This window comes from Massilia eburnea (genome assembly GCF_050709955.1).
Classification (GTDB): Bacteria; Pseudomonadota; Gammaproteobacteria; order Burkholderiales; family Burkholderiaceae_D; genus Rugamonas; species Rugamonas eburnea_A.
On sequence record NZ_JBNZFX010000003.1, the window covers coordinates 141199 to 167525 of the forward strand.

A 26327-nucleotide genomic window follows, 5' to 3' on the forward strand; every position below is an offset into this window, starting at 1 on the left:
CGAGCCGATCAGAAGTTCGCCTTGAATTGCACGCCGTAGGTGCGTGGTTCGTTGACGATACCGGTCAGGTTGTTGAAGTCGATCGCGCCCAGGGCCTGGATACGGTTGGTGATGTTGCGGCCGTATGCTGCCAGTTCATACTTGCCATCGTTCCAACGGTAACCGACGCGCAGGCCGCCTTCCAACAGCTCCTTGGCCTTGTACTCGGACGCTTCGTACAGGAAGAAGTTGTACGAGGTACGGTATGCCCAGTCGGTGTAGGCATAGATTTCACCGTTGCCCAGTGGCTGGCTGTAGCGCAGGGTGAAGTTATGCTGCCACTTCGGAGCGCGCGGCAGTGGGTTGCCGTTGATCAGGGCCGCACTGCCAATGACGTTGCCGTTGGCGTCCTTGAATTCGATCCGTGGATCGAGCGGGGTGCAACCACCGCCGCAGGACTGGACGAACAGATCCGCATCCTTGATCTTGGTGTCGTTGTAGCTGGAGCCGAAGGTCACGGCCCAGGCATCGCTCAAGTTGGCCTGCAGGTCCAGTTCCACACCACGGCCGGTAACCTTGTCGGCGTTGATCAACTGGTTCATGTTCACGGTGCCGGAACCTGCGGTCAGCTGCTTGTCCTTCATGCGGTAGTTGAACACGGTTGCCGACATGCGCGCACGGCGGTCGAACAGGTCTTGCTTCACACCGAATTCGACGGACAGCGCTTTTTCAGCGTCAGCCTGCGATGGCTTGGAAGTCAGGTCGAACAGGCGGCCTTGCATGGATGGAGCGCGGTAGCCGGTGGCGACGCGGCCGAACAGATTGGTGTCCTTGTTCAGGGTGTAGGTACCGCTCAGGTCCCAGCTCACGTTGTTCGAGGTGTCGTTCAGCTTGTTGGAAACCGATTGCGGCGGTTCAACGCGGGTGGCGATGAAGTCCTTCTTATCCTTGGTGTAGCGCAGGCCGGCACGCAGCTTAAAGGCTTCGTTCACGGTGTAGTTGATGGTACCGAAGGCTGCGTACGACTTCGCGTCCTGCTGCTGGGTCGAGTAGGCGGCATTTTGCGGGTTACCAGCGGTGAAGGAATCGAAGGAGATCGAATCGATCTGGATGTGCTCGTCGAAGTAGAACACGCCAGCGATCCACTGCAGTGGCCCCTTGTTATTGGACTCGACACGGAATTCCTGCGACAACTGCTTATGGTCAGGAATCAGGTCGGCAGTTTCGACCGGGAACGGGATCGTGCCTGGGCCGCTAGGCTGGTGGAACGAAGCACCATAACCGCCGTCCACGTCACCGCGACTGAAGAAATCCAGCTTTTCATAGCCGGTGATCGAGTGGAAGGTCAGGCCCGGAGTATCCCAGCGCAGGCGCAGGCTGGCGCCCTTGTTCTTCAGGTGCTGTTCGTTGCCACCGTCGGTCGGGTAGGACTTGTAGTCGAAGTTGTCGACCAGCTCATTGGTGCCCTTCTTCAGGATATTGGCGCGGAACAGGGTAGCGTTGCCGTCCATGTCGCGGCCGTGCAGGTTCAGCAGCGCGCTGAAGTCTTTATTAGGCTTCAGCAGGAACTGGATACGGCCGGCGTTGTCCTTGTAGCCCTCGAAATCGGTGGTTGGCGCGCCCGGACGGTCATTGTGCACACGGTTGCCGCGGTGCTGCGATTGCAGCGAGATGCGGGTGGCCAGCACTTCGTTGACCGGGAAGTTGTACGCGCCTTCATAATTGCGCACGCGGTCCTTGCCGAAACCGACGTTAACATAGCCTTCCTGGCGGAACACCGGCTTGGCGGAGTCGAACTTGATCACGCCGGCCGGGGAGTTACGGCCGAACAGGGTACCTTGCGGGCCGCGCAGCACTTCAACCTGGTCCACGTCGAATACCGGGAAGCCCTTCAGCATCGGGTTTTCCTGCACGATGTCGTCCATCACCAGGCCAACCGGCTGGGAAGCATTCAGGTCGAAGTCGGTGTTACCCAGGCCGCGGATATAGAAACGCGGGAAGGTACGGCCGTAATCGGATTCCACCGATACGGATGGCGAACGGCCGTTCAGGAAACGGATGTCCTGGCCGCCGGAGGTCAGCACATCCAGCTTCTCGCCCTTCAGGGTGGCGATCGCCATCGGCACGTCCTTGATGTTCTCCGCGCGGCGCTGCGCAGTAACGATCACGGTTTCCAGCTGGCCCGGCTTCTTCACTTCTTCGGTTGGCTGTGCTTCCTGGGCAGAAGCGCTATATAGAGGGAAGGCGCTGGCCACCGCCAGGGCAATCAGGGAGTGTTTGAGTCGTTTATCCATACCCGATGTTCCAATCTTTAAAAGAAAAGTAACGTAATGTTGCAATGGCGCAAATGCTAACACGAAAGCAAATCCACTCTCTTACTTGCGAGAAACCCCTCATTTAGTTGACTTACATATAAATAAGTAAGTAAAAACGTATTTGCCATACATATAGCGGCTACTGCATAGTAGTGAGCCACGAATCCATGCCGTGAGAAGCGGATTCGGCTGCAGGATCAAGTGATTGCAGTTTGATTACGTGCCCAAGAATTAATCAAGGGTACATGTACAAAATTTGCATTTGTGCGTTGTTGGCAAGCTACAAGGCGCCGTGGCAGGGATGGGCGCGAAAAAGCGGAACGAGGCACTCCATAAAAATATACAATAACGAACTTCGACGGAGCCCTTACATGAAAATCAAACAACTTAGCATGATGATCGCCGCAGTTGCGGTGGCAGCCAGCGCAAACGCGGCTGATCCGAAGCTGGGCATCGTGTACGACGCTGGCGGCAAGTTCGACAAGTCGTTCAACCAGTCCGCTTTCGAAGGCGCCGAGCGCTTCAAGAAAGAGACCGGCATCAAATTCATCGAAGTGCAAGCCAGCAGCGATACCCAGGCTGAGCAGGTGCTGCGCGGCCTGGCCCGCAAGAACCTGGACCTGATCGCCTCGATCGGCTTTGCCCAGACCCAGGCGGTGCAGAAAGTCGCCAAAGAATTCCCGAAAGTGCGTTTCGTCCTGATCGACGGCGTTGCGCAAGGTAATAACGTCAATTCCGTGACGTTCAAGGAAGAAGAAGGCTCTTACCTGGTGGGCGTGGCTGCGGCCATGGCTTCCAAGACCAAGAAGCTGGGATTCATTGGCGGCATCGACATCCCGCTGATCCGCACCTTCGCCTGCGGCTATGCCCAGGGCGCCAAAGCGACCGACAAGAAAACCGAAGTGATCTCGAACATGGTCGGCACTACTTCGGCCGCCTGGAACGACCCGGCCAAGGGCGGCGAGCTGGCACGTGCCCAGTTTGACCGCGGCGTGGACGTGGTGTTCGCGGTGGCCGGCGGTTCCGGCATGGGCACCCTGCAGACTGCCAAGGAAAAAGGCAAGCTGTCGATCGGTGTCGACTCCAACCAGAACCACCTGTACCCGGGTTCGGTGCTGACCTCGATGGTCAAGCGCGTGGACAACGCCGTGTACGACTCCTTCATGCAAATGAAGAACGGCACCTGGAAGGCCGGCGTCAGCGCCAAGGGCCTGAAAGAAGGCGGCGTGGATTGGGCACTGGACGAGAACAACCGCAAGGTGATCACGCCTGAGATCGAAAAGAAAGTCATGGGCGCGCGTAAGGACATCATCGATGGCAAGGTTAAAGTCATCGACATCCGCACCACCAACGCAGCCTGCCCGGCCTAACAAGCAATACCATTAAAGAGAACGCGCCGACGGGGACTCCCGTCCGGCGCGTTTTTCAGTAAATAAGACCCGAAAAATCCTTATGACGCCAGCAGTAGAATTCCGCAACATTTCCAAGCACTTTGGAGCGGTAAAGGCGAATACGGACGTCAGTTTCTCCATCGCCAAAGGAGCCATTCATGGCCTGGTGGGAGAGAATGGCGCCGGCAAGTCGACCTTGATGAGCATCCTTTACGGCTATTACCGCGCAGATGGCGGTGAGATCCTGCTGGACGGTAAGGTGCAGCACATCCACAACTCGCACGAGGCGATCCGCCTTGGCATCGGCATGGTGCACCAGCACTTCATGCTGGTCGAGAACATGACCGTGCTGGACAACGTAATGCTTGGTAGCGAGGGCGGCTTCCGCCTGCGCGAACACCGCGCTACCGTCGAGAAGAAGCTGCGCGAGATTTGCGGCCGCTATCGCCTGGATGTCGATCCACTGGCGACCATTCACGACTTGTCCGTGGGTGCGCAGCAGCGCGTCGAGATCCTGAAGCAGATCTACCGCTCAGCCAACATCCTGATCCTGGACGAGCCGACCGCCGTCCTGACCGCACAGGAAACCGAATCGCTGTTCGATATCCTGAAGCTGTTCAAGGAGCAGGGCAAGACCATCATCCTGATCACCCACAAGCTGCAGGAGATCAAGGACATTACCGACACCGTCACCGTGATGCGCGGAGGCCGTGTGGTGGGCGCAGTGCAGACTGCCGACACCACCAAGGAAGAACTGGCGCAGATGATGGTCGGCCGCCCGATCGAGAACAACCTGCCGCGCGGCGAGTACAAGCCGGGCGCGCCGGTGCTGGAGGTGAAGAACCTGCAGCTGTCCGACGACAATGGCGTCAAGCTGCTGCAGGACATCGGCTTCACCCTGCGCGCCGGCGAGATCGTGGCGATTGCAGGCGTATCCGGCAATGGCCAGTCCGAGCTGATGGAAATCCTGTCCGGCATGAAGCTGCCTACCTCCGGCGAAGTACATTTCGAAGGCAAGGCCCTGCCCTTCCCGAAAAGCGGCGATGCCGACGGCCTGCCGACCAAGTTCCGCAACCTGGGCATCGGCCACGTGCCGGAAGACCGCCTGCGCGACGGCGTGATCAAGGCCTTCTCGGTGATGCAGAACACCTTCTTCGGTTACCAGGACAAGGTAAAGAACAAGTGGGGCCTGATCGATTTCAAAGGCATCGCCCAGCGCTGCGCCGGCCTGATGAAGGAGTTCGACGTGCGCCCGGCCAATCCGGAACTGCGCATCGGCCTGCTGTCCGGCGGTAACCAGCAAAAGGTGGTGATCGCACGCGAAGTGCTGGCCAAGCCGAAGCTGATGCTGGTCGGCCAGCCGACCCGCGGCGTCGACATCGGCACCATCGAATCCATCCATACCCAGCTGCTGGCCTTGCGCGACCAGGGCGTGGCGATCCTCCTGGTATCGGTGGAACTGGAAGAAGTGCGCGCCCTGGCCGACCGCATCCTCGTGATGTGCGGCGGCAAAATCACCGGCGAACTGAAAATCGACGAATTCGACACCACCCGCATCGGCCTGCTGATGGGTGGCATGCATAAACACTGATCATGACCACGAACGATATGCCACGCTGGGCAACCGGCTTTGTCCTGCCCATCCTGAACCTGCTGTCAGCGCTCCTCGTGTCCGCGCTGGTGATCCACCTGCTCGGCGAAGACCCGCTGGAGTCGCTGCAGATCCTGATCAATAGCGCCGTCGTCAATCCGGAAGGCTTGTCGTACACGCTGTTCTACGCCTCCACCTTCGTCTTCACCGGCCTTGCCGTGTCGATCGCAATGCAGGCGGGCCTGTTCAACATCGGCGCGGAAGGCCAGATGTACTTTGGCGGCCTAGGCCTGACGCTGGCCATGCTGGCGTTTGACGCCTCCCTGCCGTGGTACCTGCTGATTGTCGCCGGCATTCTCGGCGCCGCCCTGTTCGGCGCGCTGTGGGCCTTCATTCCCGGCTACCTGCAAGCCAAGCGCGGCTCGCACATCGTGGTCACCACCATCATGTTCAACTTCATCTGCGCCTCGCTGATGAATTTCGTGATCGTGAAGTACCTGATCCCGCCGGGCGAGCAAAATACTGCTTCGCGCGTATTCTCGGCCGCAGCGGAAATGCCGCGCCTGAACGCATGGTTCCCAATCCTGGGTGAAACCCCGCTCAATATCGGCTTCTTCTTCGCCATCATCGCGCTGGCCGTGTACGGCATCGTGATGTGGCGCTCGGCCTGGGGCTACAAGGTACGCGCACTGGGCCTGAACCAGCACGCCGCCCACTACGCCGGCGTCAAGATCAGCGCCATGATCATTATCGTGATGGCCATCTCCGGCGCACTGGCCGGCCTTGGCGCGGTCAATTCCATCATGGGCTCGACCCACTACCTGTCGCTGAACTTCGTCGGCGGCGCGGGCTTCGTCGGCATCGCGATTGCGCTGATGGGCCGCCAGCATCCGGTCGGTATCTTCCTGTCCTCCGTCCTGTTCGGCGCGCTGATCCAGGGCGGCTTCGACCTGTCGCTGGAAAAACCGAACATCCCGACCGAAACCTTCATCTTCATCCAGGGCTTGATCATCCTGTTCTGCGGCGCAATGGAAAACCTGTACGCCCCGGTCATCATCAAGCTGCTCAAATCGCGCAAGGGCTAACATCATGACTTTCGAAGATCTCCACCTGGGCTCCATCCTCGTCTCCACCGTGCGCAATGCGCCGGTGCTGATTTTCGCCGCCATGGCAGGCCTCTTCGCGGAACGCTCCGGCGTGATCGACATCGGCCTGGAAGGCAAGATCCTGGCCTCCGCCTTCGTCTCGGCAGCCGTAGCCTTCGCCACGAAGAATCCCTGGTTCGGCATCCTGGCAGGCATGGGCGTATCGGTCGCCCTGGCAATGCTGCAAGGTTTCGTCGCCGTCACCCAGAAGGGCAACCAGCTGGTAGGCGGCATCGCCATCAATATCGCCATGAGCGGCCTGACCTTCGTGCTCGCGCAGTACTTCTTCCAGCAAGGCGGCCGCACCCCGGACCTGGGCGAAGCACGCCTGTTCGACGTCGTACTGCCAGGCAGCGCCGCCGTGGCGGACGTACCTTTCCTCGGTTGGTTCTACACCAGGCTGATTGGCGGCCACTCCGTGCTGGTCTACCTGGCCTTCCTGCTGGTACCGCTGGTGCACTGGTTCCTGTACCACTCCCGTTTCGGCCTGCGCCTGCGTGCCTGCGGCGAAAACCCGCATGCAGCCGATGCAGCAGGCGTCTCCGTTGAACGCACCCGCTACGCCGCCATGCTGATTGCCGGCGTGCTGTGCTCCTTCTCCGGCGCCTACCTGGCCATCGTGCAATCGGGCTTCTTCCTGCGCGACATGTCGGCAGGTGCCGGCTACCTGGCGCTGACCGCCATGGTATTCGGCAACTGGCGTCCGCTGTACACCTTCCTCGGCTGCTTGATGTTCGGCTTCTTTGGCGCGGTACAGATCCAGCTTGAAGGCGTGGACCTGCCGGTGATCGGCCGCATCCCTGGCGCCTTGATCCAGATGGTGCCTTACGTCGTCACCGTGATCGTGCTGGCTGGCCTGATGGCCAAGTCGGTGGCGCCGAAAGCGATCGGCGTACCGTTCGTCAAATCGCGCTAAGCGCGCCCTTCTTCGCCCTGCGCCGGCTCAAGCCGGCCAGGGTAGCCAATCCCGCCAGCAGCATGCCCCCGGTCGCCGGCTCCGGCACAACCGGCGCTGGCGTAATGGCGAATACGGTCTGGCCGGTCCAATACAAAGTACGGCTCCAGTCCTGCCATCCGTAGCTCCACTGCGAGTACTGGTCCCCCGTGCGAAAGCCCGCGCCCCAGCCCGAGAACGCCTCATCGTTCCCCCACCAGTTGGCATCAACCCACAACTGGCCTGTCAACTTGTAGCTGAATCCAGCAATCTCGCAGCGAAAATATGGGTCGCTCAAGCTCAGGCATCCATCCAGGTATTCACGCCCCGCGATGACCAGTGAAGAAAGCTCCACCAGTGAAATGACGCCATCGAGGTTAAGGTCCATTCCGCGGAAGCTGCCGTCAACGCGGGCATCTCGAACGAACGCACCATTTTCTTCAAAGCCCGTGTAACTGAATTGCCAATCTTCCGCACAGGCGCCGCCCGCGGCGCACGCGAATGTCAGCGCCAAAACATGTTTGCAAGCCATGATGCCCTCCCACGTGAGAACCGGACTTTGATGCTAGCAGTAAGCCGCCAACGACCGAACCCAGCCGGTATGCCGTGCGCAACACGCATCGCTGTTGTGCCCGGCGAGTAGCAGGTTTATATTGCAAGGAGCAAGGAGGAGTCGTCCAATGAATCGGCGCGCCTGGATTTTGCAGAGATTATTGCCAGCAGCAATATGCTGTCTGTACTTGCCTGCCCACGCGCACGACGGCCCCGCGACAACAGTGGTCTATCCCCGCTATTTCTCGATACTCGACACCAGCAAGGGGTTCGACTGGATCGTGTTGCGTGCCGCGCTGGAAAAGACAGTGCCTAAATACGGTCCTTTTACACTGGCCCAATCGCAAGATCCATTCTCCGTGCCGCGCATGCTGCAGGAATTGAGCCGCCCCGACGGCGCCGTCAATGTCATCGCCCGCGCCACCCACCGCGACCTGGAAGCGCAATTCCAGCCGATCCGGATTCCGATCGACCGCGGCCTGATGGGCATGCGTTTGCTGCTGGTGCGCAAAAGCGACATGGCACGCTTTGCCAGCGTGCGCACACTGGAAGACTTGCGGCACCTGAGTGCGGGCCAGGGCAAGGGATGGGTCGACACGGCGGTTCTGTCGGCCGCCGGCATCAGCGTGGTGGAATCACCACGGCCTGGCAGCCTGTTCGGCATGCTGGAAGCGGGCCGCTTCGATTTCTTCCCGCGCGCACTGGATGAAGCACCCCGAGAATATGACGTGATCAGCAAGTCCTATCCGGAAATCGTGATCGAACCAACGCTGATGTTGCGCTATCCCCTACCCCGCTATTTTTTTGTACGGCGCGATACGGAAGGCGCCAGGCTCGCGGAGCGCATCAAGGCGGGCCTGGAGATAATGCTGAAAGACGGCTCGCTCGTCGCGCTGTTCCACAAACACAAAGACCCGCTCATCGAGCGGGCCAAGATCGGCAAGCGGCGCATCATCGAACTGCATAACCCGGCGCTGCCGCCGGAGACTCCGCTCCAGCGCAGCGAGTTGTGGTTCAGGCCTTAGGGCCAGATCTTCTGCAGCAGGCCGGCCAGGTTGTAGCCACCCTTGATCAACTGTTCGCGCGCCAGCGCGGAGGAAGGCACGGGGTAGTTGTCCGGCACGGTCATCGCCCACACGGTGTAAGTCTCGCCGCCGCGGCTGGTCTGCTTGCTCGCCACGCCCACTTTCACGTCGGCGTACGCCTGTTTGGCGGCCACCAGCGAATCGTTGGCCCACTGCGCAGGCCAGGTGATGGCGTCGCCTTTCGGCAGGGTGACAACTGGCTTGCCGTCAATCGCCCACTGGCTAAACTTGTCCACCGTGCGCATGCTGCTGCGGCGCATGGCGTAGTCGACGGCCGTGGTGTCCCAGTAGGAGTGGAATGGCTTGGTCGGGTACTTTGCCGGCGCATCTTCGCCAGCGGGGATGCCGCTCTTAACGCTGGCTGCCGCCAGTGCTGCTTCGTCCATCTGCAGGTTGTTGCCGCCGCGCGAATCGAAGATGTTCAGGGAGTCGATTTCCTTGTCGGTCTTCGGCACGACGAACTTGCCTTCCTTGTCGACAAAGGCCGCGCCTACGTGCAGCGGCTGATGGATGTCGCCGGCCAGATGGGTCAGGATCAACAATGCCTGGCGCTTGGTGAATTTGCCGTCGCCCTTGCCCTGCAAGGTCGCGATGCACTGCTGCAGCGTCTGCACTACGTCATGTTCGGAAGTCCCGGCGCCGTGCAGGTGATACTCGGTCAACTGGAACGGCACGTCAGTGTAGTGGTATTCGCTGTGCTTCGGATGCGCGGCCACGTAATCGTTCATTTCCTGCGTCTGCGGGCCGCAGAACGTACCCTTCACGCAATCGGCCCAGTTGGCGATCTTTTCCAGGTCTTCGCCCTGCTGCAACAAGGCTTTCACCTGTTTCTCGGCATTGGAGCCTTTGATCAGGTTATCGGCAATCGCGCCCACGACGCGGTGGCCGGCATTACCCCAGGCCAAGGCATTGGTGGACAGGAAGGCGCCGGACAGCGCGGCAATCAGTGCTAGCTTCTTCATTCTTCTTTCCCTTTGTTCGGTTTCGGGTAATCTTTGCTGACGTCCAGCGGCTCCGCATACTGTGAGCTCCATGCCTGCTCCTGCAGCGCATACAGGCGCTTGGCCATGGCTTCGTTGCGCATCACCACTTCCATATTGCGCGACAAGTCGAAATAGCCGCCGGCCCAGTTGCTGGTGCCGACCCACGCCAGCTTGCCGTCGATGACCAGGGTCTTGCTATGCCATACGCGGGCAAACGGAATGAAGCCGGTGGAGGCTTTCGGGATCGTCACGATGCGCACTTCCACGTTCGGCAACATGGCAAGCGATTTCAGGTGCTGGATGGCCGGTTTCTCGAGGTTCCAGTTCGACACCATGAGCTTGACCTTGACCCCGCGTGTGGCGGCTGCGCGCAATGCGTTGTCGACCACTGCGTAAAACGGACGGGTGCCGTTCGGGCCATAGCTCAGGGGCGCGTAGTCCAGCATCGAGACGCGGATCTCCTGTTTGGCATCGGCCAGCAGCGCCGGCAAGACAACTTCGGAATCGGCCACGCCTGCGGGGTTGTAGCCGCCAGGACTCGCAATCAAAAAGTTCGCATCGGACGGCAACGTCGACGCCAGCGCGGCTGCCGGCGGTGCGCCAGCCAGGATGGCGGCCTTGGCCTGCAGCGGTGCAACCGTCTTGCCTGCGGCCAGCAACGCCTGCGCGCTCCAGTCCTGCTCGAAAATCGCCTGCACCTGGCCGACTACCTTGGCATCGCTGATGCGCAGGCCGGTTTCGTGGATATGCGTGAATGCACGCCAGTCGAAATTCTGGCTGCCGATGAAAACGGCCTTATGGTCCACGGTCATGTATTTGGCGTGGATGATGCCGTTGCCGGTGAGCTGGCTCACGTCCAGCACGCGCATCTCCAGGTTCGGGATGGCACGCAGCCGATCCACCGTAGCCTTGTCGGACAGGCCACCCACGCCCTTCTTGTCGATCAGGAAGCGGATCTTCACCCCACGTTTGCCGGCCGCCTCCAGGCGCTCGATCACCTTCTCGAACGGCGCGCCGGGCACACTGGCAACGTAAAACTGGCCGATGCAGATTTCGGATTTCGCGTTGTCGAACAACTCGCTCCAGACCTCGATCGGGCCGCGCAGGTCGTCGCTTTTCAGCGTGGTTTCCACAGGCGCAGTCTGCACCAGTTCAAAGCCCGGAATCTGGAAAGCCGCGTGGGCACTGGTGAAACATGCAGCCAGTGCGGCTGCGAGAAGATAGCGGCGCATAGCCTTCCTTTCTTTACTTGATGCGGATAATACGCGGAACGGCGCCGTAAGTGCCGGCCGGCTTGTTGTCCTGCTCCAGGCGCACCAGGTAGCTGCGCAGCGAATCGACATCGCGCACGCCGGTCGCCGCCTGGTTGCTGCCCTGGCGGAACGTCACAAAGCCGTCATTGCCTTCGGCCAGGAAGTTATACACCGCCACGCGATAGCTGGCGCCTTCGTCGAACGGAGCGCCGCCGAGCTTGACGCTGTCGCGCACGATGCGCTGGCCCTTCGGCTTGCGCGCATCCCATGAATAGCTGAAGCCTTCCGACACTTGCAGCAGGCCGCGCTTGTCGGCCTCACTGCCGCTCCACTGCCCTTCCAGCAAGGCCAGGATTTGCGCACCCGTCAGGTTCATCACCACGATCTCGTTCCCGAACGGCAGCACGGCCTGGGTTTGACCTGCGTTCACCACATTGTCCACGCCGGCGTCCAGCGCGGTGCGGATTCCTCCAGTGTTAGTGAACGCAATTTGCGCTCCCCAATTGCGGGCGGAAGCCAGGATCGCGTCTGCCACCACCTGGCCAAGCGGGGATTCGTCGGCATTCGACATCAGGGTCTTGCTGATCGAAGGAACGGCGATCTTCGCCACCGGTTTGCCCAGCTCTACGCTGCTGCGCGCCCGCACTGTGGCGAGCAGCGCATCCACTTCCGGCATGCCGGCATATTTGCCCGGCTCCACCACGATGTTGCGCGCGCTGGTTTCAAGCACGGCGCCGGTCTGGCGATCCACTACCAGCGAAATGCGCGACAGCATATGGCCGAATTTGTCGGCCTGCGTCACCAGCTTGCCATCCACGCGGCACAGGTAGCCGGTATGCGAATGGCCGCTGACCACCAGGCGCACGGCAGGGTCGAGGCGCTTGACCACGTCGGCGATGTCGCCATCGAGGTCGCTGCAGTATTGCTGGTCGTAGCGCGCCTTGGAATAGCCGCCCTGGTGGATCAGCACGACGAACACAGTCGCGCCTTGCGCGCGCAATTCCGGCAGCAGGCGGTTGACGGCTTGCGCCTCGTCGATGAATTGCAGGCCGCTGATGCCGCTCGCTGCCACCAGTTCAGGCGCATCCTTCAGCACGGTGCCGATGAAGGCGACTTTCACACCCTTGACTTCGTCGATGCGGTAAGCCGGCAACAGGGTCTGGTTGCTGCGCGTGTCGATCACGTTGGCGGCCAGGTAGCTGAACTTGGCGCCATCCCAGGACGGGTTGAATTTGCAGGCTTTTTCCGGGCGCGGCGAATTGGCGCAGCCGCCTTTGGCCTGGCGCAGCAGTTCCACGCGGCCGGCGTCGAATTCATGGTTGCCGACCGAGGTGGCGCGCATGCCGAGCATATTCAGCGCCTGGATGGTCGGCTCATCGGCGAACATGGCCGACATGGCCGGGCTGGCGCCGATCATGTCACCGGCACCCACCACCACCAGCTCCGGATCGTCCTTGCGCCAGGCTTGCAGAGTCGCGGCCAGGGCATCGATGCCGCCCGCCTTGCCGTCTTCAAAGCGCGACGCTTCCAGATGGCCGTGCAGGTCGTTCAGGCCGACCAGCGTCAATTCAACGTGATTGCCGGGACGCTGCGTTGCGCAGCCAGCCAACAGGGCCGCCAGGGCCAGGGGGCGCAGGAAAGACTTCATGGGGAATCGCTCTGGATAAAAGGAGATTGTACAGGTGCTGCCAGTCACGGCACATACTGGGAAACGATATGTTACGCACAAAAAAAACGGGCCTCGCGGCCCGTTTTTGCTTCATGCATTCAAGCTTAGAACTCGTAACGCAGGGTAGCCTGGATGGCCCACTGCGACTCGCCCTTGACCTGGCGAACTTCGTAGTCTTCCACCGAGTCACGCACGCGGTACACGTACTTGCCGGTCGCAGTATCGACACCAGCGAAGTCCACGAAGGAACGAGCGTGGCCGCCGGCGGAGTTGAAGCCGACTTCGTTGATATGACCCCACTTCTTGTTCAGCAGGTTGCCGACGTTGAAGATGTCGAAGGTGAAGGAAGCCTTGTGGCCGCTGAACATGCCAGGGATTTCCTGCTTCACGCGCAAGTCGAAGGAGTGGGTCCATGGAGCGAACGAATCGTTACGCTTCACGGCGTGGCCCTTGGCATTACGCAGGGAACGGTACTGGTCAACAGTGGCCCAGAACTTGTCTTCGTTGGCGTGGCTGGTAGCCGTATCGCCCGCGAAGATGACTTCACCCGAACCAGGTGCCGATGGAATGTACATCAGGTCGTTCGAGTTGGTGCCGTCGCCGTTCATGTCGTTGTTGAAGGTCCAGCTGTATGGCTTGCCGGACTTACCTTCGTAGAACAGGCCGAAGGTGGTGTTGTAGTTGCCGAAGAACGCCTTACGGAAGTTGACCATCGCGTTGAAGCGGTCCTTCACCAGGTACGAGGAGTTGGACTCAACTTCTTCGTTCGGGTTGAAGGCTGGACGGGAACCGTAGTTCGAACCCGAGGTGGACGAAGTCAGCGGCGACACTTCCTTCGCATCGGTGTAGGTGTAAGCCATGGACCAGCCGTAGCCACCCAGCAGCGGACGGCTCAGGGACAGGGTCGCCAGGGTGCTTTCGCCGCCCTTGGTGTTGTTCGCTACCAGTACGTTGCCGTAGTTGGCGTTGCTGTTTGCCTTGCTGCGCGCGCCTGCGCACTGGGCGCTGCCTGGTGCGGTGCCGTTGGTGGTGGTCAGGCTGCCGGTCGCGGTCCAGCAGCCTGGCTGCAGGGCCTTGTCGGTGTAGTACAGCGGACGGCCGTCGCTACCGATCTTCTGTGGCGCACCCAGGTTCAGGTTCTGGTAGTAGATCGAGTCTTTGGTCTTCAGCTTCAGCAGTTCTGCGCCGAACACGACGTTATTCCATGGCAGTTCGGTGTCGAAGGCGATGTTAGCTTTCCATACGGAAGGCTGACGCAGGCCCTTCGCCAGCACATCGACGTTGGCCACTGGTGGCGAGCCGCCGGCCAGGCCTGGCTGCTTGGTCACGTCCGGGGTAAAGATGCCGGTCGGGCAAGGAGTCGAAGTGCTGCCGCACTGGATGGTCATGGTTGCCACGCCGTTGTTCTGGTATGGGTTACCCAGCCACACGGACATTGCCGCGCCCTGGAACAGGCCTGCACCGCCGCGGATCTGGGTCGGGCGCTCAGCATCCAGCTTGTAGTTGAAGCCAACGCGCGGCTGGAACAGTTTCTGGCCGTCGATGGTGTTGGTGTTATCCAGACCGAAACCACCGGTCTGGCGGCCCTGGGTTGCAGCGGTGCCAGCAACTGCTGCGGCAGCCACAGCGGTATTCTGGGTCGGGGTTTCAGGCAGGTCGGCGTAATCCACGCGCACGCCAGCCATCACGCTCAGGCGGTCGTTCACAGTCCAGGTGTCCTGCAGGAACAGGCCGTAGGACTTCAGGGTGAACTTGGCAATCGCGTCGTTGAAGGTACGGCCAGCCTGTGGCACCTGCACCGAGTAGCTCGAAGGACGGCCGTTGGAGTAGTTCTCCAGCACGGCATTGATGACCTGCTGGTTGTTTGCGGTACCGCAGTTCAGCGGGGCGTTGTTGTTGAACGCGTAGTTGACGTTGTTCAAGCAAGCGAAGGTGTAGGAACCATATACGCCCTGCAGGAAGGCATTGGTCACTTCGTTCTTGTTCAGGTCGCCGCCGAATTTCAGCTGGTGGTCGCCCAGGGCCAGGTTGCCGCCCAGGTAAGCGTCCAGGGTCTTGGTGCCCAGCACGTTACGCTGGCGCGAGAACTCGGTACCGATGTTCAGGAAACGGTTGCCGGTCGGCACGGTCGATGGGGTACCAGCTGGGTTAGGACCGGAGAACTGCAGGCCGATCGATGGCAGGGTGGAATTCACCTCTGGCACGGAATCGTAGTCGCGGGTGGACAGCTTGAATTCGGTCGAGAAGCTTGGGGTCCAGTCAGAGTACAGCTGGGCTACCTTGGTCTCGATCGACTTCTTCTGGGCGTACCAGTAAGAATTCAGCGACAGGCCGGTGTTGCTCAGGCCAGGGAATTGCGGCTCGGACTGCGCGGTCTTGGACCAGCGCACCATGAAGCGGTGGTCGTCGGTGATGTTCCAGTCCAGTTTCAACAGCTTGTCGGTGACGTCCATCGCCAGGCCGCTAGGCACTTGCGAGGTGCCGGCATCGAAACCGTACTTGTTCTTGGAAATGTCCTGCGCCTGGGCAATCGCGGCAGGGGTGATGCCGACGTTGGTCATGCTCGAACCCAGCGGACCGAACTGCGGTGCGGCGCGCGACGATTCCAGCTTCTCGTAGTTGGCGAACAGGAACAGTTTGTCCTTGATCAGCGGCAAGCCTACGGTTGCGCCCTTGGTGGTTTCCTTGAACGGGGCAGGAGCGGTATAGGTGTCGTTCGACAGGTTGTAGCGGTCGCCTGCCAGGGTATCGTTACGGAATACGTAGTAAACCGAGCCTTTGACCTTGTTGGTGCCGGACTTGGTCACGGCGTTGATGTTGCCGCCGGTGTAGCCCTTCTGGGTCACGTCATAGTTGGCGACGTTCACCTGCACCGACTGGATCGCTTCGATCGAGATCGGCTGCTTGGCGGTTGGGGAGCCGTTGGCTTCCAGGCCGAAGGTATCGTTCACGGCGACGCCGTCGATGGTCATCGAGTTGAAGCGCGAGTTCTGGCCGGCGATGGACAGTTCGCCGCGTTCCTTGTCGGTCTGGGAAACGCGTGGGTCGCTGCGGGCGTAGTCTTGCAGGTTGCGGTTGATCGAACCCTGGATTGCCAGTTCGGAAGCGCTGATCGAAGTCTGGGTACCCATGTTGGTGCGCGAGAACTTCTCGGCACGTGCGGCGCTGGCGCCAGCGATGGTCACGGTCTGGATAGCCTGGCCGATGGTAGCGTCGACAGCGGCGGTTTCAGCAACCTCAACGTAGACGTTCTCACGCTTCTCGGAAACGCCGTTCTTGGTGATGGTAATCGTGTACGGACCACCGGCGCGCAGGCCGCGGGCAATATAGCGGCCTTCGCTGTCGGTCAGGACATTGCTGGCCGAGCCGGACTCTACGTGCATTACCGTAACGGTTGCGCCAGCAGCAGGCTTGCCATCCGAGCCCGAAATACGACCGCCGATGGCGGAGGTCGTGTTCTGCGCGAATGCCGGAGCGGCAAACACGAGGGACAGGCTAAACGCGATTTGCGTCAGCCGGAGCCGTTTCTGATTCATCATTGATATACCCCAAAAGAGAACAAATTATTGGTAAATGTCGGCATCTTGCTGCTTGCCGCATTTGCGCTTTTTACTAATGTTGCAAAAATTGTTGCCGCCCAGCGAGTTTACGCACCAACTATGACGTGAGTGCGACAGCTTTGTGACCTTTGTGTGACGCTGGGAATTCCCAGTTGCATAGACGTATCTTTCCGTCAACTATGCCTGAAAGGCGCAGTTGAAGACAAATTCATTTTCCTTTGCGTATTTATACGTAGGGAAAATAAATTGCTCTTCGTTATACGTTTTTCAGCAATTACCGGAGGGCGTTAAGGCGGGATTATAAAGAATCCCAAGCCTTTAGAGGCTTTTGAAACATTGGAGATTTGTAAAACGATGCGCGCACTTGTGGTGAAAGGGCCACAAGTGCGGCGAAGGGAGGCTTACTTCAGCGAAGTTGCAACGTCGGATTCGAATTTGCCAAACCGGGCGTCAAGCTGTTTCAGCAGGCGCTGTTTGTCGGCGTCGGCCAGGAAGCCGAAGCGGATGCTGTCATATGACAGCTTTTTCACTTCGGCGTAACTGGTCTTGTAACGGCTGGCAAACAGCAGGTACTCGTTCGACAGGGTATTGCGGCTGACGCCGGTATCGTCGCTCGACAGGACGAACGGGACGCCGTACTTGCGGTAAATATTGACCGGGTGCGCCTCCCCTTTCACGCCGAGGATGAATTCGTTCGAAGTCAGGTTCACTTCGACCGGAATATTTTTCTCGCGCATCTTCTTCAGGATGGCCAGCGGCTGGCGTTCGTGAGCGATGTCCATGCCATGGCCGATGCGCTTGGCGCCGGCCACCTCCAGCGCTTCGGCGATGTGGAACTTCAAGCCTTCCGGCGGCACCTGGCCCAGGGCCAGCTCGCCGGCGTGCAGCGACAGCTTCACGTTCGGGTACTTGGCGCTCAGGAATTGGTACATGCGCATGTGCAGGCGGTAGTCGCGCATCGACACCGGATAGTGCTCGGCGCCGACGATATTGACCGACACCACCTTCGGGTTCTGGCTAGCGATCTTGAAGCCCGCTGCCATCTGCGAGAACACGATCGACGGCGACAGGAAGCGCAGCACGAACGGCTGGTAGCGCATGGTGAAGTTTTCGTCGTCGATGCCGGCGCTGCTGCTGTCGACATAGGCGCTGTAGTCGGCGATGCTCTTGTTGAAGGCCGGGCTGGCTTCCAGCTTGGCCAGGTAGGCGGCAAAGCTGGCGTCGTCGCTCAGCTTGCCGTCGAATTCAGCGTCGAAGGTGATCGGGGCGATTTCGAACACGGTTTCGATATAGCCGACATTTTCCGCGATCGCGCGCTCTTTCAGGCGCTTCTGGCCGTCATTGCCATTGGTCGACGCCACCCCGTCGAAGCGCAGGAAAGTGGTGAAGAAGGCCAGGTCCGGCGCCAGCTGGTCTTCGCTGTGATTGTAGAAGTCCATGGTGGACCACTTGTGCATCAGCGAACGGTAGGCCAGCGGGTCTTTCTCCAGTTCGGCGACGGTTGCGCAATGCTTGCGGTCGGCGGCTTTGTCGGTCTGGACCACCCAGCTGGTCTTGTCGACACAGTAGCCCAGCTTGTCGACCCACTCCAGGTATTGCTCGGCATAGATGGAGCCGGAGTAATGGTGGTGCAGGTCGGCGCCCTTCGGCATATTGTTGAAGAACATGGCCAGTTCGGCAGTCTTCGGCGCCGGGCCCGAGACCAGCGAGGCGAAGTGGCGCGCAGTGATCTCGGCGTTCGATGCTGCGCCGGCAGGCGCGGCGAAAGCGGCAGCAATTGCCGCGGCGACCACCATTCCGGTCAGGTTCTTTTGCATGGGCGTTCCCTTATCAGTGTGCTTGGTGGACCAGCCGCCCTGCCGAGTACGTCGCCGCGATGGCGCGGTCGTCCCCCAGCAACGCCAGTGCGAACAGCTGTTCTTCCAGGCTGTCGGTATTGGCGCTGCGGCGTGCCAGCAGCGGCGTGGCCTGCGGGTCGATCACGATGAAATCCGCTTCGCGGCCGGCGGCAAAGCTGCCGATCGTGTCGTCCAGGTGCAGGCTGCGCGCGGCGCCCAGCGTCGCCAGGTAGAACATGCGCATGGCAGGCAGGTAGCTGCCCTTCAAGCGCGCTACTTTATAGGCTTCATTCATCGTTTGCAACATGCTGAATGAAGTGCCGGCGCCGACGTCGGTGGCCAGCGACAGCAGCATGCCGGCCTTGTCGGCCTGCTCGAAGTCGAACAGGCCGGAGCCGAGGAACAGGTTGGACGTCGGGCACACGGCGGCGGCGGCTCTGGTTTCAGCCATGCGGGCGCGGTCGGTCTCGTCCAGCCAGATGCAGTGGCCGTAGACGGCGCGCGGACGCATCATGCCGTAGCGGTCGTACACGTCCAGGTAGCTGCGCGCCTTCGGGAACAGGGTCTTGACCCAGGCACATTCTTCCTTGTTTTCCGAAACGTGGGTCTGCAGGAAGGTGTCCGGGTATTTCTGCGCCAGCTCGCCGGCCAGCTGCAACTGGGCTTCGCTCGAAGTCGGGGCAAAGCGCGGGGTGATCGCATACAGCGAACGGCCCTTCTTATGCCAGCGCTGGATCAGGGCTTCGGTTTCCTCGGCACCGCTTTCGGCGGTATCGCACAGGAAGTCGGGGCAATGGCGGTCCATCATGACTTTACCGGCGATCATGCGCAGGTCGCGCTTTTCGCTGGCGGCGAAAAAGGCGTCCACCGATTGCGGGTGCACGGTGCCATAGACCATGGCGGTGGTGGTGCCGTTGCGCAGCAATTCATCGAGGAAGAACTCGGCCACCTGGACGCCATGCGCCGGGTCCGCGAACTGGCGTTCGGTCGGGAAAGTGTATTGCTCCAGCCATGGCAACAGGCCGGGCGCCGGCGAGGCGATCATGTCGGTCTGCGGGTAATGCACGTGGGAGTCGATAAAGCCGGGCATGACAATCTTGCCGCGGTAGTCCTTCACTTCCGTGCCCGGCGGCAGGGTTGGCGCCAGCGTGGCGTAGTCGCCGGCTGCCTGCACCTTGCCGTCCGCCACGATCAACAGGCCGTCTTCGTGCCATGCATGGGCACGTTCGAAGAAGGCCGGATCGGCGTGAAAATGCAGCAAGCCTGCTCGGTAGGCTTGCACGCTGGTGGTTTTGCTCATTGCTTAGTCTTTCGCCTGGGATTCCCAGACCATCAGTAATTGGGCGGCAACCGAGGCGGCAATCACCGCTGGGGCCTTGTTGATGATACCCGGTAGGCCGATCGGGCATACCATGTTTTGCGTGCCCAGCCCCTTGACCTCAAGCCGGGAGCTGAACTGGGCGCGCTTGGTTTTGGAGCCGATCAGGCCGAACCAGCCGACCTTGGGGCGGCGCAGGATCGCTTCGGTCAGCTGCAGGTCCAGCGCGTGGCTGTGGGTCAGGACCAGGTAGCTGGCGTTGTCGGGCGCCTGATCGACGCAGGCTTCCGGTGTATCGGTGGCCTCGATGGTGACATTGCCAGGCACCTCGGCCGGGAACATGGCGTCGCGCTCATCGACCCAGGTTACGGTGCACGGCAGCTCGGCCAAGGCGCGCACGATGGCGGCGCCGACGTGGCCCGCGCCAAAAAGGACGAGGTGGGCGCGCGGCGCATTGACCGGATCGACCAGCCAGCGGCGGCCGCCGGCATCGGTGTGGATGTGGGTTTGCTTATGCTGCTCCGCGACCAGCCGGCAATCCAGCTCGCCATCGATAGCGGTGATACGACAGCTATTCTCCCGGCGGCGCTGGCGCAACTGCGCCATGACGTCTTCCAGCCCGCCGCTGACAGGCTCGAACAGCAGCCAGACGACGCCGCCGCAACATTGGCCCAGGCTCGGGCCCAGCGGGAAGCGTTCAAGCCGCGGCGCGGCCGGGCCGCCGGCGCGGTGGGCGGCGATCATTTCGCGGGCGATGACGAAGGCTTTGTGCTCCAGGTGTCCGCCGCCAATGGTGTCGAACTGGCTGTGGGCGGTGACCAGCATGTGCGTACCCGCCTCGCGCGGCACAGAACCTTCGGCGCGCGCGACCGTCACGAGTACCGCCGGTTCCCCGGCTGGCGTCAACCAGTCAGCCATGTCAGCCAGCCGCTGCGGCTGCCGCTTCAACGGCCGAAATCGCGCGCAGGATTTCTTCGCTGGTCGCCGGGGCGTTCAGCGGCGGATTGACGCGATGCCCGCCGACTGCGGAAATCGCATCGCGGATGGCGAAAAACACCGAGAACGGCAGCAGCAGCGGCGGTTCGCCCACCGCTTTCGAGCGATGGATCGAATCCTCCACATTGCGGTTCTGGAACAGCTTGACGCGGAAGTCTTCCGGGCAATCGGAAATGCCTGGGATCTTGTAAGTGGAAGGTGCGTGCGTCATCAGCTTGCCGGCCCCGTTCCACCACAACTGCTCGGTGGTCAGCCAGCCCATGCCCTGGATGAAGGCGCCTTCCACCTGGCCGATATCGATGGCTGGATTCAGCGACTGGCCCGCATCGTACAGGGCATCGGCGCGCAGCAGCTTCCATTCGCCGGTCAGGGTATCAACCACCACTTCCGACACGGCGGCGCCGTAAGCATAGTAAGAGAACGGATGACCGTTCATGGTCTTTGGATCCCAGTGCAGGTTCGGTGTCGCGTAGAACCCGTCGGACCACAGCTGCACGCGGGCCAGGTAAGCCTTCTGCACCAGCGCTTCGAACGGCACGCTCTGGCCGTTCACATGGATTTGGTTGGCGAAGAAGCGCACATCGGCAGCCTCGCCGCCCAGCGTCTTGGCGGCAAATGCCGCCAAGCGCTCGCGGATCTGGCGTGCGGCATCCTGCGCCGCCTTGCCGTTCAGGTCCGCGCCGGTAGAAGCCGCAGTGGCCGAAGTATTCGCGACCTTGCTGGTATCGGTTGCCGTGATGCGCACGCGTTCCAGGTCCAGGCCCAGTTCGTGGGCAACCACCTGCAACACCTTGGTGTTGATGCCCTGCCCCATCTCCGTGCCGCCGTGATTGACCAGCACCGAGCCGTCGACGTAGACATGCACCAGCGCGCCCGCCTGGTTCAGGTGGGTCACGTTGAAGGCAATGCCGAATTTTACCGGGGTCAGCGCCAGGCCGCGCTTCAGCACCGGGCTGGCCGCATTGTAGGCTGCCACCGCGGCACGGCGCGCGCGGTATTCGCTGCTTTGTTCCAGCTCCGCCACCAGCTCGTGGATCACATTATCGACGATCACCTGGCCGTAGGGCGTTTCATTACGCTCTGTCCTGCCGTAGAAATTCAGGCGGCGGATGTCCAGTGGGTCCTGCCCCAGGTTGCGCGCAATCTCGTCGATCACGTACTCGATTGCAATCGCGCCCTGCGGGCCGCCAAAGCCGCGGAAAGCGGTATTCGACTGGGTGTTGGTCTTGCCGCAAGCGGCGTGGATTTCCACGTCCGACAGGTAGTAGGTATTATCGAAGTGGCAGACCGCGCGCGTTGCAACAGGGCCCGACAGGTCGGCCGAATAGCCTGCGCGCGACGTCATGTCGACCTTGGCGGCCAGAATGCGGCCACTGTCGTCATAGCCGACTTGGTACTCGTAATAGAAACAGTGGCGCTTGCCGGTCACCAGCATGTCATCGTCGCGGTCGGCGCGCAGCTTGACCGGCTTGCCGGTACGCTTGGCAGCAATGGCCGCAGCAGCCGCCCACAGCGCCGATTGCGATTCCTTGCCGCCGAAGCCACCGCCCATGCGGCGGCACTCCACCGTCACGTGGTGGGAATGCAGGCCCAGCGCATGCGCCACAACGTGCTGCATCTCGCTTGGGTGCTGGGTCGAGCATTGCACCAGCATGGCCTTGCCCTCTTTCGGGATCGCGTAGGCAATCTGCCCTTCGAGGTAAAACTGTTCCTGGCCGCCGACGTAGAGCTGGCCCTTGACCGTGTGCGGCGCTGTTTCAAACGCAGCCTGCGCGTCGCCGCGCAGCAGTTTCATTGGCGGCAGTACGTAAGAGGCGGCAGCCTTGGCTTGCTGCGGGGTCAGGATGGCCGGCAACTCTTCATAGCCGACCACGCCGCGCTTGGCGGCACGGCGCGCATTGATGTGCGAGTCGGCGACCACGATGAAGATCGGCTGGCCGACGTACTGCACCAGGCCATCGGCCAGGATCGGGTCGTCGTGGATGATCGGGCCGCAGTCATTGGTGCCCGGAATGTCGGAGACCGTGTACACCGCCACCACGCCGGGCGCGGCGCGCACCGCATCCAGGTCCAGCGAAGTAATGCGGGCATGGGCCTTTGACGACAAGCCAAGCGCCGCATGCAAGGTGCCCTGCACCTCCAGGATATCGTCGGTATACGTCGCCTGGCCCAGCACATGCAGTTCGGCCGATTCATGCGGGCGCGGAATGCCGACGCCGGTCCAGGTGGCGGCCTTCAGTTCAGGCGTGACGGGATGGTTCATGTAGCCTCCTTACGCGCTGACGGCAAAGGCATTGACGGCATCGGCCGCCAGCGGCGCATCGCTGCGCGTTTCAAGCCAGAAGCGGCGCAGCAGGTTCTGCGCGGTCTTCATCCGGTATTCGCTGCTGGCGCGCATATCGCTCAAAGGCGCGTAGTCGCGCGCCAGTGCCGCCATGGCGTCGGCCAGTGCGGCTTCACTCCAGGCGCGGCCGTTGAGCGCTGCTTCCGCTTGCGCGGCGCGCTTCGGCGTGGCCGCCATGCCGCCGAAAGCGATGCGCGCTTCGGCAATCGCATCGCCGTCCATACGGAAGGCGAAGGCGGCGCAGACAGCGGAAATATCCTGGTCGAAGCGCTTGGCCAGCTTGTAGGTGCGGAAACGCACGTCTGCGCGCGGCAGGGGCAAGCGCACGGCCTGCACGAATTCGCCCGGCTGCAGATCCTTCTTCATGTAATCGAGGTAGAAGTCTTCCAGCGCCAGCACGCGTTCGCCGGCGGCACCGCACAGCACCACTTGCGCGCCAAGGGCAATCAGCCATGGCATGGAATCGCCGATCGGCGAGCCGTTGGCGACGTTGCCGCCCAATGTGCCGGCATTGCGGATCGGCAGCGAGGCGAACCGCTGGCGCATCTCGCCCAGTTGGTTCGGGTAGTGCTGGCACAGCACCTGGTAGGCATCTTCCAGCGATACGCCGGCGCCAATTTCGATTTCATCACCGTCCACGCGCAGCACTTTCAGCGCATCGACGTGGCCGAGGTAAATGATGTCGCCCAGCTCGCGCATCTGCTTGGTGACCCATAAGCCGACATCGGTGGAACCGGCCAGCAGCACGGCGGACGGATTGGCTGCGCGCAGCTGGATCAGTTCATCGAGGGTGCGCGGGGCCAGGAAGGTCTGGCCATGTGCGCTGTAGACGGCCAGCGAGTCGCGTTTCAGCGCTTCGAGCTGTTCGGCCACATGGGCTGCGTCGAATTCGATTTGCGGCAGTTCGACCATGCGCTGGGCGGCGTCGATGATCGGGCGGTAGCCGGTGCAGCGGCACAGGTTGCCGGACAGGCAGTCGTCGATTTCCTTGCGCGAAGCGCATTGGCCTTCTTTTTTCAGGTACAGGCCCCACAACGACATGGCAAAGCCCGGCGTGCAGAAGCCGCATTGCGAGCCATGGCATTCCACCAGCGCCTGCTGCACCGGGTGCAGCGCGCCATCGGCCTGTTGCAGGTCCTCCACGGTAAACAAGGCCTTGCCGTCCAGGGTCGGGGTGAGCTGGATGCAGGAATTGACCGCTTTCAGCTCCAGCTTGCCATCGACCACGCTGCCCAGCACCACGGTGCAGGCGCCGCAGTCGCCTTCGGCGCAGCCTTCCTTGGTGCCGGTGCAGTGCAAGTCTTCGCGCAGGTGCTGCAGCACGGTCTGCGTCGGGGCGGCGTCCCGTACTTCATGTACGGCGCCACGATAGTAAAAGCGGATCGGTTCTGACATCTTGTCCTCGCAGGTCTCCTAGCTTGCAAGATAACATTACCGCACCCCAGCCGTATAAGAAAACTCTGATTTTGAATATCAGGCATTTCGCATATAAGGATGATGCTTGTGCCAGTGCTCGGCAATATCGATGCGGCGCGTGATCCACACCTTGTCATGGCTTTGCACATAGTCGAGGAAGCGCGCCAGGGCGGCAGCGCGCGCCGGACGGCCAACCAGGCGGCAATGCAGGCCGATCGACAGCATTTTCGGCTGGTTCAGGCCGTTCGGGTCGCCTTCCTTATAGAGTACGTCGAATGCGTCCTTCAGGTAATCGAAGAATTGGGTGCCGCTGTTAAAGCCTTGCATGGCGGCAAAGCGCATATCGTTGGTATCGAGCGTGTACGGCACGATCAGTTGCGGCGTGACGGCCGGTTTGCCATCGGCGCCGGTGTGCGCCACTTCCTGCCAGAACGGCAAGTCGTCGCCATAATAGTCGGCGTCATAGCGGAAGCCGCCGTGTTCCACCACCAGGCGGCGCGTGTTGGGCGAGTCGCGGCCGGTGTACCAGCCCAGCGGCGCGCTGCCGGTCAGGTCCTTGATGATCTGCACCGCTTGCTGCATGTGGGCGCGCTCGGTTTCCTCATCCATGTTCTGGTAGCTGATCCAGCGCAGGCCGTGGCAGGCGATTTCGTGGCCCAGCTCCTGGAAAGCGGCCACCGCTTCCGGATGGCGCTGCAGGGCCATCGAGACGCCAAAAACGGTCAGCGGCAGCTTGCGCTCTTCGAACATGCGCAAGATGCGCCACAGGCCGGCGCGCGAACCGTATTCGTAAATCGATTCCATGCTCATGTGGCGGCTCGGGAACGCGGCAGCGCCGATGATCTCGGACAGGAAAGTCTCCGAAGCCGGATCGCCGTGCAGCACGCAGTTCTCGCCGCCTTCCTCATAATTCAGCACGAACTGCAGGGCCACGCGGGCCTGGCCCGGCCATTGCGGATGGGATGGATTGGGGCCGTAGCCGGCGAGGTCGCGAGGGTAATTGCTCATGATGGTCCGTGATCAAAGGTATACGCGCAATAATATATTGGCGTTATGGCACCGGTATATGATCTGCCGGATAAGCAAAATAAGGAATGCAAAATGGGAAAACTCAGCACTCACGTCCTTGATACCGCCAATGGCCGGCCCGGCGCCGGGGTGCGCGTGGCGCTGTACGCGCTGACAGGCGGCAGCCGCACGCTGCTAAAGGAAGATGTAACGAATGCCGATGGCCGCTGCGGCACGCCGCTGCTGGAGGGCGACACCATGCGTCCCGGCCAGTACGAGCTGGTATTCGGGGCCGGCGACTATTTCGCGGCGCAGGGCGTCGCGCTGCCGACGCCGCGCTTCATCGACCAGGTGACGATTGCCTTCGGCATTGCGCACGCCGACCAGAACTACCACGTGCCGCTGGTGGTGTCGCCCTGGTCGTACTCGACTTACCGGGGCAGTTGAGCCCGCTCGCCGCGCCGGGCTTTCCGCTGCAGCTGCATCAGCCCATACAGCAAGGCTTCCGGCGTCGGCGGGCAGCCGGGCACGTAGACGTCGACCGGCACGATACGGTCGCAGCCGCGCACCACGGAATATGAGTAGTGGTAATACCCTCCGCCATTGGCGCAGGAACCCATCGACACCACATAGCGCGGCTCGGCCATCTGGTCATACACCTTGCGCATGGCGCGCGCCATCTTGTTGGTCAGGGTGCCGGCCACGATCATCAGGTCGGCCTGGCGCGGCGATGGCCGTGGGCACATGCCGAAACGGTCCATGTCATAGCGCGCCGCAGCAGCTTGCATCATCTCCACCGCACAGCAGGCCAGGCCGAAGCTCAAATACCACAGGCTGTCGGTACGCACCGTTTCCATCAGCGCGTCCAGCGAAGTGAGCACGTAACCGTCGCGCTCCAGAGTAGCTTCCAATTCCATTTGGTTCCCCTTTCAGTAGCGTCGCCACGATAG

The 26327-nt window shown here is 61.4% G+C and carries 19 protein-coding genes; 6 read left to right on the plus strand and 13 right to left on the minus strand.

Features of this window, described 5'->3' with window-relative positions:
• Positions 1–8: 8 nt before the first annotated feature.
• The gene (locus tag ACQ4MM_RS03820; RefSeq protein ID WP_431476129.1) at positions 9–2273 is read right to left on the minus strand and encodes a TonB-dependent receptor; all 2265 of its coding nucleotides are present in this window, start codon (positions 2271–2273) and stop codon (positions 9–11) included.
• Positions 2274–2665: 392 nt separating this feature from the next.
• Between ACQ4MM_RS03820 and ACQ4MM_RS03825 the strand changes: the two genes are divergently transcribed.
• The 4 genes from ACQ4MM_RS03825 to ACQ4MM_RS03840 all read left to right on the plus strand — a co-directional run bounded on the left by ACQ4MM_RS03825 (position 2666) and on the right by ACQ4MM_RS03840 (position 7337).
• The gene (locus ACQ4MM_RS03825; RefSeq protein ID WP_431476130.1) at positions 2666–3664 is read left to right on the plus strand and encodes a BMP family lipoprotein; all 999 of its coding nucleotides are present in this window, start codon (positions 2666–2668) and stop codon (positions 3662–3664) included.
• Between the two features lie 82 nt (positions 3665–3746).
• Positions 3747–5276 (plus strand): ABC transporter ATP-binding protein, encoded by a 1530-nt coding sequence (locus ACQ4MM_RS03830; protein ID WP_431476131.1) that lies wholly within the window; start codon positions 3747–3749, stop codon positions 5274–5276.
• Between the two features lie 2 nt (positions 5277–5278).
• Entirely contained in the window at positions 5279–6361 is a 1083-nt protein-coding gene (locus ACQ4MM_RS03835; protein ID WP_431476132.1) for an ABC transporter permease, read from the plus strand.
• Between the two features lie 4 nt (positions 6362–6365).
• A complete protein-coding gene (locus ACQ4MM_RS03840; RefSeq protein WP_431476133.1) occupies positions 6366–7337 on the plus strand; it encodes an ABC transporter permease in 972 nt (323 codons plus the stop codon).
• Here ACQ4MM_RS03840 and ACQ4MM_RS03845 read toward each other — a convergent pair.
• Positions 7324–7887 carry a PEP-CTERM sorting domain-containing protein gene (locus tag ACQ4MM_RS03845; protein WP_431476134.1) on the minus strand — a complete coding sequence of 188 codons (564 nt, stop codon included), beginning with the start codon at positions 7885–7887 and terminating at the stop codon, positions 7324–7326. The genes ACQ4MM_RS03840 and ACQ4MM_RS03845 overlap by 14 nt on opposite strands.
• A 244-nt stretch (positions 7888–8131) precedes the next feature.
• Here ACQ4MM_RS03845 and ACQ4MM_RS03850 point away from each other — a divergent pair, with 244 nt between their 5' ends.
• Entirely contained in the window at positions 8132–8932 is an 801-nt protein-coding gene (locus tag ACQ4MM_RS03850) for a hypothetical protein (RefSeq protein ID WP_431476135.1), read from the plus strand.
• On the opposite strand, the gene ACQ4MM_RS03855 is transcribed toward ACQ4MM_RS03850, so the two are convergent.
• The 10 genes from ACQ4MM_RS03855 to puuE all read right to left on the minus strand — a co-directional run bounded on the left by ACQ4MM_RS03855 (position 8929) and on the right by puuE (position 25377).
• Positions 8929–9954, minus strand: a complete 1026-nt coding sequence (locus tag ACQ4MM_RS03855) for a S1/P1 nuclease (RefSeq protein WP_431476136.1) — start codon at positions 9952–9954, stop codon at positions 8929–8931. The genes ACQ4MM_RS03850 and ACQ4MM_RS03855 overlap by 4 nt on opposite strands.
• Positions 9951–11207 carry a phospholipase D-like domain-containing protein gene (locus ACQ4MM_RS03860; protein WP_431476137.1) on the minus strand — a complete coding sequence of 419 codons (1257 nt, stop codon included), beginning with the start codon at positions 11205–11207 and terminating at the stop codon, positions 9951–9953. The genes ACQ4MM_RS03855 and ACQ4MM_RS03860 overlap by 4 nt, the downstream gene beginning before the upstream one ends.
• A 13-nt stretch (positions 11208–11220) precedes the next feature.
• A complete protein-coding gene (locus tag ACQ4MM_RS03865) occupies positions 11221–12876 on the minus strand; it encodes a bifunctional metallophosphatase/5'-nucleotidase (protein ID WP_431476138.1) in 1656 nt (551 codons plus the stop codon).
• A gap of 125 nt (positions 12877–13001) precedes the next feature.
• A complete protein-coding gene (locus tag ACQ4MM_RS03870) occupies positions 13002–16436 on the minus strand; it encodes a TonB-dependent receptor domain-containing protein (protein ID WP_431476139.1) in 3435 nt (1144 codons plus the stop codon).
• Between the two features lie 422 nt (positions 16437–16858).
• Positions 16859–18274, minus strand: coding sequence for an adenosine deaminase family protein (locus tag ACQ4MM_RS03875; RefSeq protein WP_431476140.1), 1416 nt, complete (start codon positions 18272–18274; stop codon positions 16859–16861).
• Between the two features lie 13 nt (positions 18275–18287).
• A complete protein-coding gene (gene guaD, locus ACQ4MM_RS03880) occupies positions 18288–19595 on the minus strand; it encodes a guanine deaminase (RefSeq protein ID WP_431476141.1) in 1308 nt (435 codons plus the stop codon).
• A gap of 3 nt (positions 19596–19598) precedes the next feature.
• Complete coding sequence (gene xdhC, locus ACQ4MM_RS03885; protein WP_431476142.1) at positions 19599–20531, minus strand: xanthine dehydrogenase accessory protein XdhC; 933 nt, start codon at positions 20529–20531, stop codon at positions 19599–19601.
• A gap of 1 nt (position 20532) precedes the next feature.
• On the minus strand, positions 20533–22872 hold the full coding sequence (gene xdhB, locus ACQ4MM_RS03890; protein WP_431476143.1) for a xanthine dehydrogenase molybdopterin binding subunit: 2340 nt from the start codon (positions 22870–22872) through the stop codon (positions 20533–20535).
• Positions 22873–22881: 9 nt separating this feature from the next.
• Entirely contained in the window at positions 22882–24348 is a 1467-nt protein-coding gene (xdhA, locus tag ACQ4MM_RS03895; protein WP_431476144.1) for a xanthine dehydrogenase small subunit, read from the minus strand.
• Between the two features lie 78 nt (positions 24349–24426).
• Positions 24427–25377, minus strand: a complete 951-nt coding sequence (puuE, locus tag ACQ4MM_RS03900) for an allantoinase PuuE (RefSeq protein WP_431476145.1) — start codon at positions 25375–25377, stop codon at positions 24427–24429.
• A 93-nt stretch (positions 25378–25470) separates the two neighbouring features.
• On the opposite strand from puuE, the gene uraH reads away from it, so the two are divergent.
• Positions 25471–25824, plus strand: a complete 354-nt coding sequence (uraH, locus tag ACQ4MM_RS03905) for a hydroxyisourate hydrolase (RefSeq protein ID WP_431476146.1) — start codon at positions 25471–25473, stop codon at positions 25822–25824.
• On the opposite strand, the gene ACQ4MM_RS03910 is transcribed toward uraH, so the two are convergent.
• Positions 25809–26294: a NuoB/complex I 20 kDa subunit family protein gene (locus ACQ4MM_RS03910; RefSeq protein WP_431476147.1), complete on the minus strand. Its 486-nt coding sequence runs from the start codon at positions 26292–26294 to the stop codon at positions 25809–25811. The genes uraH and ACQ4MM_RS03910 overlap by 16 nt on opposite strands.
• Positions 26295–26327 lie beyond the last annotated feature (33 nt).

Coding starts and splice junctions, on each gene's coding strand:
- ACQ4MM_RS03820 (WP_431476129.1), bottom strand. CDS start 2,273: ATGGATAAACGACTCAAACACTCCCTGATTGCCCTGGCGGTGGCCAGC.
- ACQ4MM_RS03825 (WP_431476130.1), top strand. CDS start 2,666: ATGAAAATCAAACAACTTAGCATGATGATCGCCGCAGTTGCGGTGGCA.
- ACQ4MM_RS03830 (WP_431476131.1), top strand. CDS start 3,747: ATGACGCCAGCAGTAGAATTCCGCAACATTTCCAAGCACTTTGGAGCG.
- ACQ4MM_RS03835 (WP_431476132.1), top strand. CDS start 5,279: ATGACCACGAACGATATGCCACGCTGGGCAACCGGCTTTGTCCTGCCC.
- ACQ4MM_RS03840 (WP_431476133.1), top strand. CDS start 6,366: ATGACTTTCGAAGATCTCCACCTGGGCTCCATCCTCGTCTCCACCGTG.
- ACQ4MM_RS03845 (WP_431476134.1), bottom strand. CDS start 7,887: ATGGCTTGCAAACATGTTTTGGCGCTGACATTCGCGTGCGCCGCGGGC.
- ACQ4MM_RS03855 (WP_431476136.1), bottom strand. CDS start 9,954: ATGAAGAAGCTAGCACTGATTGCCGCGCTGTCCGGCGCCTTCCTGTCC.
- ACQ4MM_RS03860 (WP_431476137.1), bottom strand. CDS start 11,207: ATGCGCCGCTATCTTCTCGCAGCCGCACTGGCTGCATGTTTCACCAGT.
- ACQ4MM_RS03865 (WP_431476138.1), bottom strand. CDS start 12,876: ATGAAGTCTTTCCTGCGCCCCCTGGCCCTGGCGGCCCTGTTGGCTGGC.
- ACQ4MM_RS03870 (WP_431476139.1), bottom strand. CDS start 16,436: ATGATGAATCAGAAACGGCTCCGGCTGACGCAAATCGCGTTTAGCCTG.
- ACQ4MM_RS03875 (WP_431476140.1), bottom strand. CDS start 18,274: ATGCAAAAGAACCTGACCGGAATGGTGGTCGCCGCGGCAATTGCTGCC.
- guaD (WP_431476141.1), bottom strand. CDS start 19,595: ATGAGCAAAACCACCAGCGTGCAAGCCTACCGAGCAGGCTTGCTGCAT.
- xdhC (WP_431476142.1), bottom strand. CDS start 20,531: ATGGCTGACTGGTTGACGCCAGCCGGGGAACCGGCGGTACTCGTGACG.
- xdhB (WP_431476143.1), bottom strand. CDS start 22,872: ATGAACCATCCCGTCACGCCTGAACTGAAGGCCGCCACCTGGACCGGC.
- xdhA (WP_431476144.1), bottom strand. CDS start 24,348: ATGTCAGAACCGATCCGCTTTTACTATCGTGGCGCCGTACATGAAGTA.
- puuE (WP_431476145.1), bottom strand. CDS start 25,377: ATGAGCAATTACCCTCGCGACCTCGCCGGCTACGGCCCCAATCCATCC.
- uraH (WP_431476146.1), top strand. CDS start 25,471: ATGGGAAAACTCAGCACTCACGTCCTTGATACCGCCAATGGCCGGCCC.
- ACQ4MM_RS03910 (WP_431476147.1), bottom strand. CDS start 26,294: ATGGAATTGGAAGCTACTCTGGAGCGCGACGGTTACGTGCTCACTTCG.